This is a genomic window from Methylobacterium sp. E-025 (assembly GCF_022829705.1).
Lineage (GTDB): Bacteria > Pseudomonadota > Alphaproteobacteria > Rhizobiales > Beijerinckiaceae > Methylobacterium.
In genome coordinates this window covers 1-11545 of record NZ_JAKSYR010000186.1, presented here as the reverse complement: position 1 = coordinate 11545, position 11545 = coordinate 1, and the positions used below count along the sequence as shown (strand labels likewise).

At 64.7% G+C, this 11545-nt stretch carries 17 protein-coding genes and 1 pseudogene; 14 read left to right on the top strand and 4 right to left on the bottom strand.

Annotated elements, in window-relative coordinates; all coding sequences use genetic code 11:
- Positions 1-216: hypothetical protein (locus MKK64_RS26500; RefSeq protein WP_243938660.1), on the top strand; the 216-nt coding region annotated here is incomplete at its 5' end.
- 78 nt (positions 217-294) lie between these two features.
- Positions 295-477, top strand: a complete 183-nt coding sequence (locus MKK64_RS26495) for a hypothetical protein (protein ID WP_243938658.1) — start codon at positions 295-297, stop codon at positions 475-477.
- A gap of 69 nt (positions 478-546) precedes the next feature.
- Here the strand turns inward: MKK64_RS26495 and MKK64_RS26490 are convergent, their stop codons facing one another.
- The 3 genes from MKK64_RS26490 to MKK64_RS26480 all read right to left on the bottom strand — a co-directional run bounded on the left by MKK64_RS26490 (position 547) and on the right by MKK64_RS26480 (position 2929).
- Positions 547-990 (bottom strand): DMT family transporter, encoded by a 444-nt coding sequence (locus MKK64_RS26490; RefSeq protein ID WP_147726122.1) that lies wholly within the window; start codon positions 988-990, stop codon positions 547-549.
- 295 nt (positions 991-1285) lie between these two features.
- The gene (gene fliI, locus MKK64_RS26485) at positions 1286-2602 is read right to left on the bottom strand and encodes a flagellar protein export ATPase FliI (RefSeq protein ID WP_409568018.1); all 1317 of its coding nucleotides are present in this window, start codon (positions 2600-2602) and stop codon (positions 1286-1288) included.
- Between the two features lie 150 nt (positions 2603-2752).
- Positions 2753-2929, bottom strand: a complete 177-nt coding sequence (locus MKK64_RS26480) for a flagellar basal body rod C-terminal domain-containing protein (RefSeq protein ID WP_243938654.1) — start codon at positions 2927-2929, stop codon at positions 2753-2755.
- Between the two features lie 138 nt (positions 2930-3067).
- Between MKK64_RS26480 and MKK64_RS26475 the strand changes: the two genes are divergently transcribed.
- The 8 genes and pseudogenes from MKK64_RS26475 to MKK64_RS26440 all read left to right on the top strand — a co-directional run bounded on the left by MKK64_RS26475 (position 3068) and on the right by MKK64_RS26440 (position 8293).
- Positions 3068-4243, top strand: a complete 1176-nt coding sequence (locus MKK64_RS26475; protein ID WP_243938662.1) for a tyrosine-type recombinase/integrase — start codon at positions 3068-3070, stop codon at positions 4241-4243.
- A 19-nt stretch (positions 4244-4262) separates the two neighbouring features.
- Positions 4263-5027 carry a hypothetical protein gene (locus tag MKK64_RS26470; protein ID WP_243938652.1) on the top strand — a complete coding sequence of 255 codons (765 nt, stop codon included), beginning with the start codon at positions 4263-4265 and terminating at the stop codon, positions 5025-5027.
- A 61-nt stretch (positions 5028-5088) separates the two neighbouring features.
- Positions 5089-5316 (top strand): excisionase family DNA-binding protein, encoded by a 228-nt coding sequence (locus tag MKK64_RS26465; protein WP_243938650.1) that lies wholly within the window; start codon positions 5089-5091, stop codon positions 5314-5316.
- 3 nt (positions 5317-5319) lie between these two features.
- A complete protein-coding gene (locus MKK64_RS26460; RefSeq protein ID WP_243938648.1) occupies positions 5320-5523 on the top strand; it encodes a hypothetical protein in 204 nt (67 codons plus the stop codon).
- Positions 5520-5816 (top strand): hypothetical protein, encoded by a 297-nt coding sequence (locus MKK64_RS26455; RefSeq protein ID WP_243938646.1) that lies wholly within the window; start codon positions 5520-5522, stop codon positions 5814-5816. The genes MKK64_RS26460 and MKK64_RS26455 overlap by 4 nt, the downstream gene beginning before the upstream one ends.
- Positions 5813-7588 (top strand): annotated as a pseudogene (locus tag MKK64_RS26450) (DUF3987 domain-containing protein). Before MKK64_RS26455 ends, MKK64_RS26450 begins: the two are co-directional and overlap by 4 nt.
- Positions 7575-7841 (top strand): hypothetical protein, encoded by a 267-nt coding sequence (locus MKK64_RS26445; RefSeq protein WP_243938644.1) that lies wholly within the window; start codon positions 7575-7577, stop codon positions 7839-7841. The pseudogene MKK64_RS26450 and the gene MKK64_RS26445 overlap by 14 nt, the downstream one beginning before the upstream one ends.
- An 8-nt stretch (positions 7842-7849) precedes the next feature.
- Entirely contained in the window at positions 7850-8293 is a 444-nt protein-coding gene (locus MKK64_RS26440) for a hypothetical protein (protein WP_243938642.1), read from the top strand.
- Positions 8294-8307: 14 nt separating this feature from the next.
- Here the strand turns inward: MKK64_RS26440 and MKK64_RS26435 are convergent, their stop codons facing one another.
- Positions 8308-8754 carry a cupredoxin domain-containing protein gene (locus tag MKK64_RS26435; protein WP_243938640.1) on the bottom strand — a complete coding sequence of 149 codons (447 nt, stop codon included), beginning with the start codon at positions 8752-8754 and terminating at the stop codon, positions 8308-8310.
- Between the two features lie 264 nt (positions 8755-9018).
- On the opposite strand from MKK64_RS26435, the gene MKK64_RS28520 reads away from it, so the two are divergent.
- The 4 genes from MKK64_RS28520 (at position 9019) to MKK64_RS26420 (ending at position 10855) form a co-directional block, all read left to right on the top strand.
- Positions 9019-9279, top strand: a complete 261-nt coding sequence (locus tag MKK64_RS28520) for a CopG family transcriptional regulator (RefSeq protein WP_409568017.1) — start codon at positions 9019-9021, stop codon at positions 9277-9279.
- Between the two features lie 11 nt (positions 9280-9290).
- Positions 9291-10100, top strand: a complete 810-nt coding sequence (locus tag MKK64_RS26430; protein WP_243938638.1) for a hypothetical protein — start codon at positions 9291-9293, stop codon at positions 10098-10100.
- On the top strand, positions 10097-10366 hold the full coding sequence (locus MKK64_RS26425) for a hypothetical protein (RefSeq protein ID WP_243938636.1): 270 nt from the start codon (positions 10097-10099) through the stop codon (positions 10364-10366). Before MKK64_RS26430 ends, MKK64_RS26425 begins: the two co-directional genes overlap by 4 nt.
- 231 nt (positions 10367-10597) lie before the next feature.
- Positions 10598-10855 (top strand): hypothetical protein, encoded by a 258-nt coding sequence (locus MKK64_RS26420; RefSeq protein ID WP_243938634.1) that lies wholly within the window; start codon positions 10598-10600, stop codon positions 10853-10855.
- Positions 10856-11545: the final 690 nt, after the last annotated feature.

Here is an 11545-nt window from a genome sequence, read left to right as displayed (position 1 = left end):
GGCGAACGTGAAGGAGCTGGCATGGCCGACAAGGCAGACGTGACGACGTACATCCTGAAGCAGGCGCTGGCGGCCAAGGTCGGCGACCACGTCGAGATCGCGGTTGAGGCTGAGGACGGGACGCGGTTCAAGATCCGCTCGTCGTCCGAGCAGCTCGACGCGCTGGTGGGCGACCTCGACGGCATCCTCGATGCCGACGACGCCGACGCCGCCTAGCATCCCCGGAACGGCGTCACCCCCGAACGCTTCCCCAACGTTCCCCCAGAGAACGTCCCTCGAAGAACGAGCCCTGCCATGATCCACGCCGATACGCCGATGCCGGGAGAGGATGTCGGCGCCCTGATCGAAGATCCCGCCCGCCTCGACGAGGTCGTCCCGGCGACCGAGGAGGACATCGAGGCCGATCCGCAGCCCCAGCCCAACGTCCCGACGGAAGACGATCCCGAGGTCAAGGACACCGAGGTTCAGCCGACCTGAGAATCCTTGCGCAAACCGATCGAACGGATGCGCGCGGGTACGAGTTCGCGCGCATCCGTCGTTTCGCATCTAGAAGAGCGCGACGAGCCCGACGCCGAGGACCATCAGCACCCCGCCGAGGATGCGCCAAAGGCTCGCGGGATGGCGCTCGAACCCGACCCAGCCGAAATTGTCCAGGACGATCGAGGTGGTCACGCCCGCCGTCACCAGCAGGCCGAGGAACGGAGCCGCACCGATCTGACGCGCGACGACGAACTGCGCGAGGATGATGCATCCGCCGAGGATGCCGCCGAGCCACGCCCACCACGGCATCGCCGCGGCCTGCGCCACGGTCGGCCACGCGAGCTTGCCCGCGAGCAGGCCGACCACGAGGATGCAGGTGGCCGTGCCGGCGACGACGATCAGGCCCGCCGTCAACGATTCGTCCAAGCCCTTCGACAGCGCGCCGTTCTGCCCGGCCTGGACGGCGTTGGCGACGCCGGCGAGAAGCACGAAGCCGTAGAGATACCACATGGTCGCGATCTCGCATGATGAGATCTGTCGACATAGGGCGCCGAGCTCAGATGCGGATCGATGGGACCGGCGACATCTCGTCCTTCGCGCCTCTCGTGCACAATTCGATGGGCGGGAAACGCCGAAGATATTTTAGACGCGCGAGCTTCATAGGCCTGCGACGCGACGCATCAACGGCACCGGCCGACGAGGATTCGCCGCTGCGAAAGGCCGCCTCGTCGTCGAGGTCGCCGCCGACGCGTGTGCGGAGGCCTTCGCCGTCGCAGGTTCGGAAGCGGATCGAACGGGAACGGCGCTAATCGCGAAGTGCCGCTGCGAGCTCGGCTAAGGCGTCGGTGCTCGCGGGTTGCCAGGGATCTTGCCGCAAGGCCGCGTAGATCCTCGGAATGACGATCATGGCCTGGTCGAGCTCTGGGTCCGAGCCGGCGTGATAGCCGCCCATCACGCGCAGGTCGCTGGTGTCCTCGTAGCGCATGAACAGGTTCTTCAGGGCGCGGACGAGGTCCCTCTGCTCCCGTGTCCAGACCAGGTCGGCAAGCCGGGAGATCGAGCCGAGCAGGCTGATCGCCGGATAGCGGCCCTGGTCGGCGATCGCCCGGTCGAGCACGATGTGGCCGTCGAGCGTGCCGCGGATGCTGTCGGCCACGGGGTCGTTGTGGTCGTCGCCATCGACCAGGACCGAGAAGATGCCCGAGATCGTCCCGCCGCCCTCGATGCCCGGCCCGGCCCGTTCGAGGAGCCGCGGCAGATCGCCGAACACGCTGGGCGGATAGCCGCGCGCCACGGGGGGCTCGCCCGCCGCCAAGGCCACGTCCCGCGCGGCATGGGCGAAGCGGGTGACGGAATCCACGATCAGCAGAACCGATTGCCCGCGGTCGCGAAAGTATTCCGCGACCGCCATGGCCGTCTTCGGCGCCTGACGACGCATCATCGGGCTCTCGTCCCCGGTCGCGACGACGACGACGGATCGCGCGCGGCTCGCCTGGATCGGGCCTTCGAGAAACTCGCGCACCTCGCGTCCGCGCTCGCCGACCAGGGCGACCACGACGGTGTCGAACCCCTCGCACCGGGCAAGCATCGCGAGCAGGGTCGATTTCCCCACGCCCGATCCGGCGAAGATGCCGATGCGCTGCGCCGCGCAGAGCGGCGTGAACAGGTCGACGGCCCGTACCCCGGTCCTGAGCGGGCGCTCGACCCGCGACCGCTGCATCGCGGGCGGCGGGTCGGCGTCGAGCGGCATCGGATGCTCGCCGGCGGGCAGGTCGCCCAGCCCGTCGACGGGCTGCCCGAGGGCGTCGACGACCCGGCCCTTCCACGCCTCGCAGGGGCGAGGGTCGCGGGCGCCGACACGGTAGGCCAGCATGTCCAGGCCGACCTCCACCTTCGCGTCGAAGAGCTTGAGCAGCACGCCGTCGCGGTCGATGCGGATCACCTCGCCCTGCTGGGGCCGATCGCCTGCCGAGACCTGCATGCGATCCCCGAGCTTCAGCAGGGGAGAGCTGATGCCGATCCGGCAATGCGCGGCGCCGACCTCGCGCACCGGGCCGCCGATGCGGACCAGGGGCTGCTGCCGTTCGGCCAGCGCCTCCGCCAACCTGTCGAGCGCGTTCATGGACAATCCCGTACCTCTCCAGGCCGTGTCTGGCCGTGATCGCTTCGAGCGGCCTGCGCTCGCATCCCGCGCGAGGAGGCCATCGGCGGAGCCGGGTCGAGCCTGCTCCCGGCGGGACTCCCCGGGCGGGAGGCGCGGCCGGCGCCGGCCTCAGGAGGCCGGGCCGAGGGTGCGGATCGCGTTCTGCATCGAGGATTCGGTCTCGGCGACCGCGGCGGCCGCGCTCTCGAAGTTCCGCGTGATCATGATGAGCGGGGACATCTCCATCACCGGATTGACGTTCGCGCCCTCCTGGAAGCCCTGCTGCACGGAGACGGAGTCCCACAAACTCCCATTCCTAGCCGTTCGCTGCTATCCACTAACGTGTTGTTTTCACAGCAGGTTCGCCGAGACGGCGTTCGCCACGGTCCGCTGGCGTTCTCCCAAATCCAGGGCTACGATGTGGGTAGCGCCGTGGGTGAGGAAATGCCGGGCAAATTGACAGCACTTGGCGTCACGCGGCTGAAGACCCCCGGTATGTACGGGGACGGCGGTGGCTTGTGGCTTCAAGTCACCGGCAAGGGCGGGAAAAGCTGGATCTTCCGATACACGCTTCAGGGCAAAGCGAGAGAGATGGGGCTTGGCCCTGTCAGTACGTTCTCCCTGGCCGAGGCGCGTGATAAGGCGCTGGCGTGCCGGAAGCTTACCTACGAGGGCGTCGATCCAATTGAGGTTAGACGCGAGCGGCTTCAGAAAGCTGCATTGGAGGCGGCACGGACCGTCACCTTCCGCACCTGTGCCGAAGCATACATCGAAGCTCACAAGGCGGGCTGGCGGAACGGCAGGCACGTCGGACAGTGGTCGGCCACCCTGGAAAGCTACGCCTACCCGATCATCGGAGACCATCCGGTCCAGGCGATCGATACCGCACTGGTGATGCGGGTTCTTGATCCGATCTGGACGACCCGGTCCGAGACAGCGGCGCGGGTACGCGGGCGGATTGAGTCCATCCTCGATTGGGCGAAGACGAGATCCTATCGAGATGGAGAGAACCCGGCGCGGTGGAAGGGTCATCTCGCCAATCTGCTGCCGAAGCGCTCCAAGGTTAGCAAGGTCAAGCACCACCCCGCACTGCCCTTCAATGAAGTCCGAAGCTTCCTGAAGACCCTCGACGAACGAGGTGGCACTGCGGCGCGCCTGCTGGCTTTCACAATCTTGACCGCAGCCCGATCAGGTGAAGCGAGGGACGCCTTGTGGTCAGAGATCGACATGCAGGCCGGCGTCTGGACCGTGCCCGGTGTGCGAATGAAGGGCGGTCGGGAGCACCGAGTGCCGCTGTCTCAGCCAGCCCTGGCCATCTTGGCTGAAATGCGAGGCCTCGACGCCACGGTTGTGTTCCCCGGCAGTCGGAGCGGCAAACCCCTCTCTCATATGGCGATGCTGATGCTGCTGCGGCGCCTGGATAGAGGGGACATCACAACTCACGGCTTCCGATCTAGCTTCCGTGACTGGGCCGCTGAGACCACCGCGTTCCCGTCGGATGTCGTCGAGATGGCCCTCGCTCATGTGATCGACAACAAAGTGGAAGCGGCCTACCGGCGCGGCGACCTCTTTCAGAAGAGGCGCGAACTAATGGCTGCTTGGTCTGCATACTGCTCATGATCATTTGAAAGCAAATGCGATGAACACCCGTAAGGACCGCATTGGTCAGCAGACACAAGCGACGCAAAGGCGTGAGCTAGATAGGATCGAAAAGCGCCCGCGTATTTCAGAAAGCGCCCGCTTTGAGGATCCAAATCTACCAATATCTCATTACGATTTGGATAATCATGTAGAAAAATCACAATTATCCCACGTTCATCTGAGATATGAGGTTGACAAAGCTGGACGTATCGCGCTGGCAAGAGCAAAATTAGAACTGCTAGTCATTCCAGATACTATAAAACAAGCGAAATACCTTCAGTTAAATTTAGATAGATCTATCCGGAAGCTGCAATCCTTTGGTGACGATCGTGAGGTTGGTCTCGAAGGAAAGTTAGGATCGGTGTTTGAATATAGGAATACTGCCGTCGATAGTCCTACTGCCCACTTGAACCAGATATTTGAGCACATTTCTGGGTTGGCCAAATGGTCTGAGTCGCTTCATACAAACTTTTCAATTTCAAAACCTGCTCCGTCTCGGTCCGATCCGCTAGCGCAGCACTACATATCGGCGATGCGCGAGCGATTTAAATCTACGGAAAATTGGAAGTCTCCGTATCGGAGCTGCATCAACTCGCGGCGAAGCGTTTTTGTTGATTTGCTAGCAGATGGTTGGCGTGCGCTACAGTTTGGGAGAGACAAAGAGGATCTTGAGGAGATCCTCGGGCAAAAGAACGAGTACGCTGCGCAATACCCTTCCGAGTTCGATGCGAAGAAATTCACTCGCAAAGTCGGTTTTGGATGAAGCTCATCTAGTTCAATTTCTAGTCCGCTGAAACACCGGCGGACACACAAGGAAATTTGCTATGAACTTCCAATCAGTTCACGCGCCGCAGGGAGACCTGCGCGCGTCGCCGGAGAAGCTTGCCTACACGATACCCCAGGCGCTGTACGTCACCGGATTGGGCCGGACGACCATCTACGCGCTGATCGCCGAGAGGAAGCTGCGCACGATCAAAGTGGGCTCGCGCACCCTCATCCCGGCCGACAGCCTGCGCGGCTATCTCGCATCTCTCGAGCAGGAGGCCGCTTAAGGCATGGATCACAACGACAGAACCCCCGCCGCGGGCACGGCGAGGGCTCTGGAAAATGTCTGCTTGGCGGCTGACAACTTCCAGATAGCACTCGATACCCGCAAAATCCAGACTTCGCGCATCCTTTCGCGCTTCGCCTTCAGCCCCGCACTCGCTGCGGCTGTGGCCGACCTTGCCTTTGGGCAAACCGACGGGAGGCGCGCATGAGCGCCCCCCACTCGCCCGTGGATCACATCGCGTACGGCTCGCTCGACGCCTACCGCGAGTTCATCGCCGAGACCCTGGCTGGCGCTGAGATCCATGCTCGGATCGGTCAGAGCTACGTCGAGGCCGGCAACGATGCCGGGCTCGAATATTCAGTCCGGTGCATGATCGCGAACGTGCGCGCTGCGGCCAGCATCCTTGCCGAACTGAAGAAGTCCAAGGCCGAGCAGGTAGGCCGACGGACGCCTGCCCCCGACCGGCATCCCGCAACCGACAATCTGGAGGTGCGGGCATGAAGTCCGACCCATTCGCCGACGAGTTAGAACGCCTCGGTCCGCCGACGGCCGACGACTGGCATCATCCGCGTCACGAACCTATTGGCGCCAACGGCACTACTGGCACAGGGGGGCATGGTTCGTGGGGCGAGCCTGATCTTAGCCTGCTCGGGACCGGACGCCGTCCGGCTCCTGCATTCCCGCTGCACCTCCTCGGACCGTGGGCCGGGTGGTGCGAGCGCAAGGCTCGGAGCGCTTCGGCACCACCGGACTATGTTGCGGTGGCGCTGCTCGCGAGCGTCGGCGCCACGATCGCCAACGTTCGTTGGCCTCAGGCTGGCGCCGCGTGGGCCGAGCCGCCTGTCTTGTGGTGCGGCGAGGTTGGGCCGCCGTCGTCCTCAAAGTCCCCGTCCATGGACGCAGCCTTCACGCTGGTGCGCTTTGCCGAGGACCGCATGGCCTACGGCTTCGAAGAGGTGCAGCAGGAGCACGCCACGCTGAAGCAGGCCTGCGACGCGCGGGTCGAGGCTTGGAAGATCGAGGTCAAGACCGCCGTGAAGAACGGCGACGCGGACGTGCCGCCGATGCCGGACAATGCCCGCGAACCGCCGGCTCCGGTTCGCCCTCGCATCCGCGTAGCCGACGCCACCGTCGAGGCGTTGGGCGCATTGGCAGCCGGCCTACCGCGCGGCCTGCTGCTCGTGCGCGACGAGTTGGCGGGTTGGCTCGGTGCCTTTGATAAGTACGGTGGCGGCGGGTCCGATCGGGCCTTCGCGATCGAGATGTACGGCGGCCGTTCCTACGTCGTCGACCGGATGAAGAACCCGGAGCCGCTTCATATTCGGCACCTCAGCATCGGCGTGCTCGGCGGCGTCCAGCCCGACAAGCTGGAGATGATCCTCAACGGCCCCGACGACGGCCTGGCCTCGCGCCTGCTCTGGGCATGACCGGACACCAAGCCCGAGTTCACGCTCGCGCGCGGCGTTCAGGACGACGGGCCGATGCAGGCAGCCTTCGCACGGCTCACCGATCTTGCCCAAGGCATCGACGAATTCGGTCAGCCGGAGCCGGTGAAGGTGCGCCTGACACCGGAGGCGGAAGATCGCCTGGAGGCGTTCGCCCGCGATATGGTCGAGCGCTGCCATGAGGCCAGCGGACTGCTCGCCGGCACGCTCGGCAAGGCGCGCGGACACGCGCTCCGGCTCTCGGCGGTCCTGGAGCACTTATGGTGGTGCGGCGGGGCGCCGAATGTGGCGGAGCCGAGGGAGATCTCCCCGGATGCCGTCACGGCCGCTGCAGATCTTCTGAACGCCTACTTCCTGCCGATGGCTGAGCGCGTGTTCGGCGACGCGTCGATCCCGGTCGTTGAGCGACGCGGCATGCTGCTCGCCCGGCACCTGCGGCAGAACCGGATCAGCGAGTTCAACGCTCGGGATGTCCGGCGCCACGTCGGCGGCATATTGCGGGACGCCGCTGACATGGAGGCGGCCTGCAAGCAGCTTCTGGAGGCCAACCTCATCCGGCAGCGCTTCGCCCGTGCTGGCGAGCGCAAGGGTCGAAAGGCACAGAACTACGAGGTCCACCCGGAGGTGATTGCCGACCGCCCTTTTGCCGAAACCCCCATCCGTAGAAAGATGGGGACCCCTGTGCCGGTAGTGTCATTGGCGCCAATAGCGCCAAAAACAGAGCTATTGGCGCCAAAGGCACAAACGGCACAGGGGGGTAAGATATATTTGGACGGGGCCAACGCGTCTGAGATTTTCACAGAAAGGCGCAGCAATGGCAGGCGGTGAAATTGAGCGCGTAGCCCTGCTTCACGAATGGCCACAGGTCCGCGGCATCCGAGTTGTGGTCACGGAAACGACCGAGCGGCCCAGGACCGTAGCCCTTTCGATCATGGGTACCAACAACGGTTGGTCCGACGTGGTGAGGATCGACAGCAGCGATCCTGACTCGAAGGCACGGGCGATATCGCTTGGGGAGATCATCCAAGATGCGCTGGAGGCTGCCGAGATGACGTGGTTTCCCTACGACACCACTGCGTGATCAGGACGATGCTGCCGATGCTGGATCACGACCGGTTCGAGAAGTGCCTTGCTCTTTCCCGCCGGGGAGCAACTGAAGGTGAGAGATCAGCCGGTCTTGCTGCGGCAACCCGCGTGGCTGCCTCTGCCGGCATGACGCTGGTCGAGGCTACCGCCCTTGTTGAGGGCATTGCGCTGGCCAGGGATCGTTCGGCACCACCGCCTCCCTCGTCACCATACCCTCGGCAGCCGTTCCCATGGGCTCGCGAGAAGGAGCCGGTGAAGCCGATCACCGTTGAGGAAATCCTGGCTCAGAAGGCGGCCGACCTTGCTTGGAAGAAGGCTGCTGCGGCACGCGAAGAAAAGCGCATGCGCAAGCTATATGCGGAGCAAGACCGGGAACACATCGCGATCCGAGAGGCGCAAGCTCAACGCGATCGAGAATGGGCTGAAGCGAGGCAGCAGCCCGCATAGGAACGGCAGCCTTATTAACCGGCCGGCGGCGACAAGATTAGCTTGCCAACGAACGGCGCGTCCGCGTTGCGGTTGCTGGTGCAGCCATAAGCCGACTCGCCCGCCTTCATGGTTCGGACCTTCAGGACGCCTTTGCCGTTCCGCTTGATTGTGTAGCCCTTCTCACTGGCGTCATGAGTCAGATCGCCGTCGGCATGCAGCACATGGCCGTTCTCGAACTGGCCTGCAGCCGTGATCGTGACCGGCGTATCTGCCGTGCTGACGATGCTGATCGAGACGTTTGTGTCGGCCGGCAGCAGCAACTCGGCAGGCGCGCACACTGGCTTCCCGTTCTCCATCGAGATGGCCAGCTCGACGGGCGGCACCACTTCACTCGCGGGAAGCGGCTTGGTCTGCGCGAAGGCTGGCCCGGCAATCAGTAGCGTGCTGAAGGCGGCGAAGATGGTCAGGCTGATGCGCATGGCAGTGATTTCCAATGCCGACAACAGGATGACGTGCCGAGCGTAGATGGAAGAGGGCGCGGGTTCAGTATGTTCCGTACGTCGGGACGCACTGAAAGAGAGCCGCCTACTAGAATTCGCATTCATGTGGCAAGTTGACGCGGAATTCACCCGCCGCACACAACAATAGACAACAGCGGATAGCCGCGAACGACTGATCGGTATGGACAGCAGAAATTAGGTGTTCGACTGGACTTGCTTAGTAAGATTTGAGCAAACATTGTCATGGCCACGCAATCGCAATGCCGTGGTGCCCCGATGCCTACCGTCATTCCCCGCCCCAGCACGCTCCGTCTCAAGGTCGAGACCGAACTCGCGGATGCCGTCGATACTGCCGCTCGCCAGCGCGGTCAGACCATGTCGGAGTTCGTCCGTCAGTCCGTCCGGGCCCAGCTCACCGCGCACGGTGTCCGCCTCAGCCCCTCCAGCACCGACGACGGCCCAAGTCCTGCTCCGTCTGCCCCCGCGATGCGGCAGGCCGCCTGATGAGCGCCGGCATGACCCTTCCCCGTGTGAACGTGCGCGAGACGCGTACCATTCACCCTGTCGTCACCATCAGATCGCAGCCCCGCGATCCGGTCGTTCGGGACGCCGCTCAGCTTGCGCCGCGTACGTTATTGGAGATCGCGGCCGATCGCGATGCTGCTGTTGCTGAGCGCACTGCGTTGGAGGCCAGCCGCCCAGACCTGATGCTGATCGGCACCGCCGACGACGTGGCCGACCTCGACCAGCGCATCGCCGTGGCCAAGATCCGGATCGATGCAGCCGAGATGCAGCACGCGGCGGCGGTCATCGCTGAGGCCAGGGCCCACTCCGACAACGACGCCGAGCAGTCCCGTCGCAAGGCTCTGCGCAAGGCCGGGATGAAGGCCAGCGCCGAGGCGGCGAAACTCGCCGATCGGTACGTCGTCCTGGCGAGGGAACTGGCTGGCGTGCTCGGCCAGCTTCGTGAGCAGGAAGGCCGGATCGCCGAGGCCAACGCAGCCCTGCCGGACGGCGCAGAGCCGGTGCCGCCGGGTGAGCCGTTCAACGGCACCGAGACCATCCCGATGCGCACCGAGACCACGCACGACCTCGTCTGGGTCGACGCCCGAACCGGTCAGCCCGCCGGTATCCTGGCCGGCAACGATCTCCGGCATCGGGTCGCCAAGACGATCGAGCGGCGGGTCGCCGTGCCCAGCATACCCGGCGAGCCCCACGTCCCGCTCTCGCATCGCGTGACGCTGCCTGGTCTCGGTCGGGATGCCCCGCCGATCTGGCGCAGCCTTCCTCAGCCCCTCAGATCCAACACGGTATACCGCGCATGACCATCACCCGAGAGACCACCGAGGCCAATCAGGCTCACTGGCGTCGCGTGCTGGGCAAGGACCGCGCTCCCGTAGTGGTAGAACGCACGCCCACGCAGGCTGAGCGCTACGCGGCGTGGTCCGCCTCTATGCGAGCAGCCGAGCGCAAAGCGCCCGCGAGTGAGGGGCGCACGGTCGTTGCTGCTCGCGCCACGGCCTTCACCGCCTACCAGGTCGGTGATCAGCGCCACGCCACCGACGGGACGCTCTGGCGCCGCGTAGCCTGACACGAGATTGCGCGGCCGACCCGCGAGGGCCTCCAGCCGCGCCATTGAGGGCGATCCGGTCAGCCCAACAGCGACAAGCCAGCCTGTCCTACGCCTGATCCCAAGCCATGGGGGCGAAGGATCCAAAGGCCGGCAAGACCGCCCGCTCTCCAAGCCAGCGGGATCATCGGAGATCGCGGCGGAGGGGGCACCCCGCTGCGGTCTCCTCCCTCAGAGCTTCAGGAGAGCCTTATGGCGACGACCTTTGCGGACCTGACGACGTCCTGGCAGCAGATCAGCGCCACAGCGACGACCGTTCAGATCACGGCCGGAACCGTGCTGATGCAGGTAGCCACGGCTCAGCCCGCGAGCACTGACACACGCGGGCACGTCTTCGAGAACAGGGACCTTCCCGGCATCGGATGGGGCGCGCAGACGGGTGGAGAGAAACTGTATGCGCGTGCGCTGCAGGGCTCTGCGTCGATCGTCATGACGCCAGACATCGGATGAGATCGCTCATGAAAGTCAGCCCAGCCTCCCCGGTCATCACCTCCGATCCGCTGCCTGTCATCTGGTCCCCGCCCGTTGACCCGGGTGACGCTGGTGGCGTGGGCAGCAGCGCCGAGCGCCTAATCGCCCCCGGCACGCTTCACGAGACCGCCGAGGATGTGAAGGCTCGCGGCGGGATGTGGGGTCGATGGTGATCACAGTGGGCAGCGAGCGACGCTCAGTCGCCACCACCACCGTCTCCCCCGCCGCAGCTTCCGCCATCGCTGCTCGACCCGCCCGAGCAGGAGTGATGGCCACCGTCGCCGAAGAAACTGGGATCGGTCGAAGAGCCCCCGCTCGTGCCAGTCGAACCTCGCAGCGGCCAGGGATTGGTCGATCTCATCCAGTGAGGCCGCAGGCTCCACAGCGCGACGCAAAGTGCGAAGGCGAAGAAGAAGACCTCGTACTGCTGCTTCCTATCCATCGAAGCACCTCATCGGGCTCTGGAAGTGTCGCCAGCCTAGCACATCCAGAGACGCAGCTTGAAACCTTGGGTCCTTCCCCAGGGCGCGGAGGGTCGGGGGTCAGCGCGAGTTCGGGCTCTCCGCAGGTCTGAGCTTCCAAAACCCGGCAACGACAACAGCGGCAACAGGCAACGGCAGCAGTGGCAACAACGGCAACCAAGGCAGCGTTCGCACGGCGTCACAAGGT

What these genes read in the sequence shown, in the direction of transcription:
- MKK64_RS26490 (WP_147726122.1), bottom strand. Translation starts at nt 990, where the DNA reads ATGTGGTATCTCTACGGCTTCGTGCTTCTCGCCGGCGTCGCCAACGCC.
- MKK64_RS26425 (WP_243938636.1), top strand. Translation starts at nt 10,097, where the DNA reads ATGACCATCACCCGAGAGACCACCGAGGCCAATCAGGCTCACTGGCGT.
- MKK64_RS28520 (WP_409568017.1), top strand. Translation starts at nt 9,019, where the DNA reads ATGGCCACGCAATCGCAATGCCGTGGTGCCCCGATGCCTACCGTCATT.
- MKK64_RS26460 (WP_243938648.1), top strand. Translation starts at nt 5,320, where the DNA reads ATGGATCACAACGACAGAACCCCCGCCGCGGGCACGGCGAGGGCTCTG.
- MKK64_RS26470 (WP_243938652.1), top strand. Translation starts at nt 4,263, where the DNA reads ATGAACACCCGTAAGGACCGCATTGGTCAGCAGACACAAGCGACGCAA.
- MKK64_RS26495 (WP_243938658.1), top strand. Translation starts at nt 295, where the DNA reads ATGATCCACGCCGATACGCCGATGCCGGGAGAGGATGTCGGCGCCCTG.
- MKK64_RS26430 (WP_243938638.1), top strand. Translation starts at nt 9,291, where the DNA reads ATGACCCTTCCCCGTGTGAACGTGCGCGAGACGCGTACCATTCACCCT.
- MKK64_RS26465 (WP_243938650.1), top strand. Translation starts at nt 5,089, where the DNA reads ATGAACTTCCAATCAGTTCACGCGCCGCAGGGAGACCTGCGCGCGTCG.
- MKK64_RS26475 (WP_243938662.1), top strand. Translation starts at nt 3,068, where the DNA reads ATGCCGGGCAAATTGACAGCACTTGGCGTCACGCGGCTGAAGACCCCC.
- MKK64_RS26455 (WP_243938646.1), top strand. Translation starts at nt 5,520, where the DNA reads ATGAGCGCCCCCCACTCGCCCGTGGATCACATCGCGTACGGCTCGCTC.
- fliI (WP_409568018.1), bottom strand. Translation starts at nt 2,602, where the DNA reads ATGAACGCGCTCGACAGGTTGGCGGAGGCGCTGGCCGAACGGCAGCAG.
- MKK64_RS26435 (WP_243938640.1), bottom strand. Translation starts at nt 8,754, where the DNA reads ATGCGCATCAGCCTGACCATCTTCGCCGCCTTCAGCACGCTACTGATT.
- MKK64_RS26440 (WP_243938642.1), top strand. Translation starts at nt 7,850, where the DNA reads ATGCTGCCGATGCTGGATCACGACCGGTTCGAGAAGTGCCTTGCTCTT.
- MKK64_RS26420 (WP_243938634.1), top strand. Translation starts at nt 10,598, where the DNA reads ATGGCGACGACCTTTGCGGACCTGACGACGTCCTGGCAGCAGATCAGC.
- MKK64_RS26445 (WP_243938644.1), top strand. Translation starts at nt 7,575, where the DNA reads ATGGCAGGCGGTGAAATTGAGCGCGTAGCCCTGCTTCACGAATGGCCA.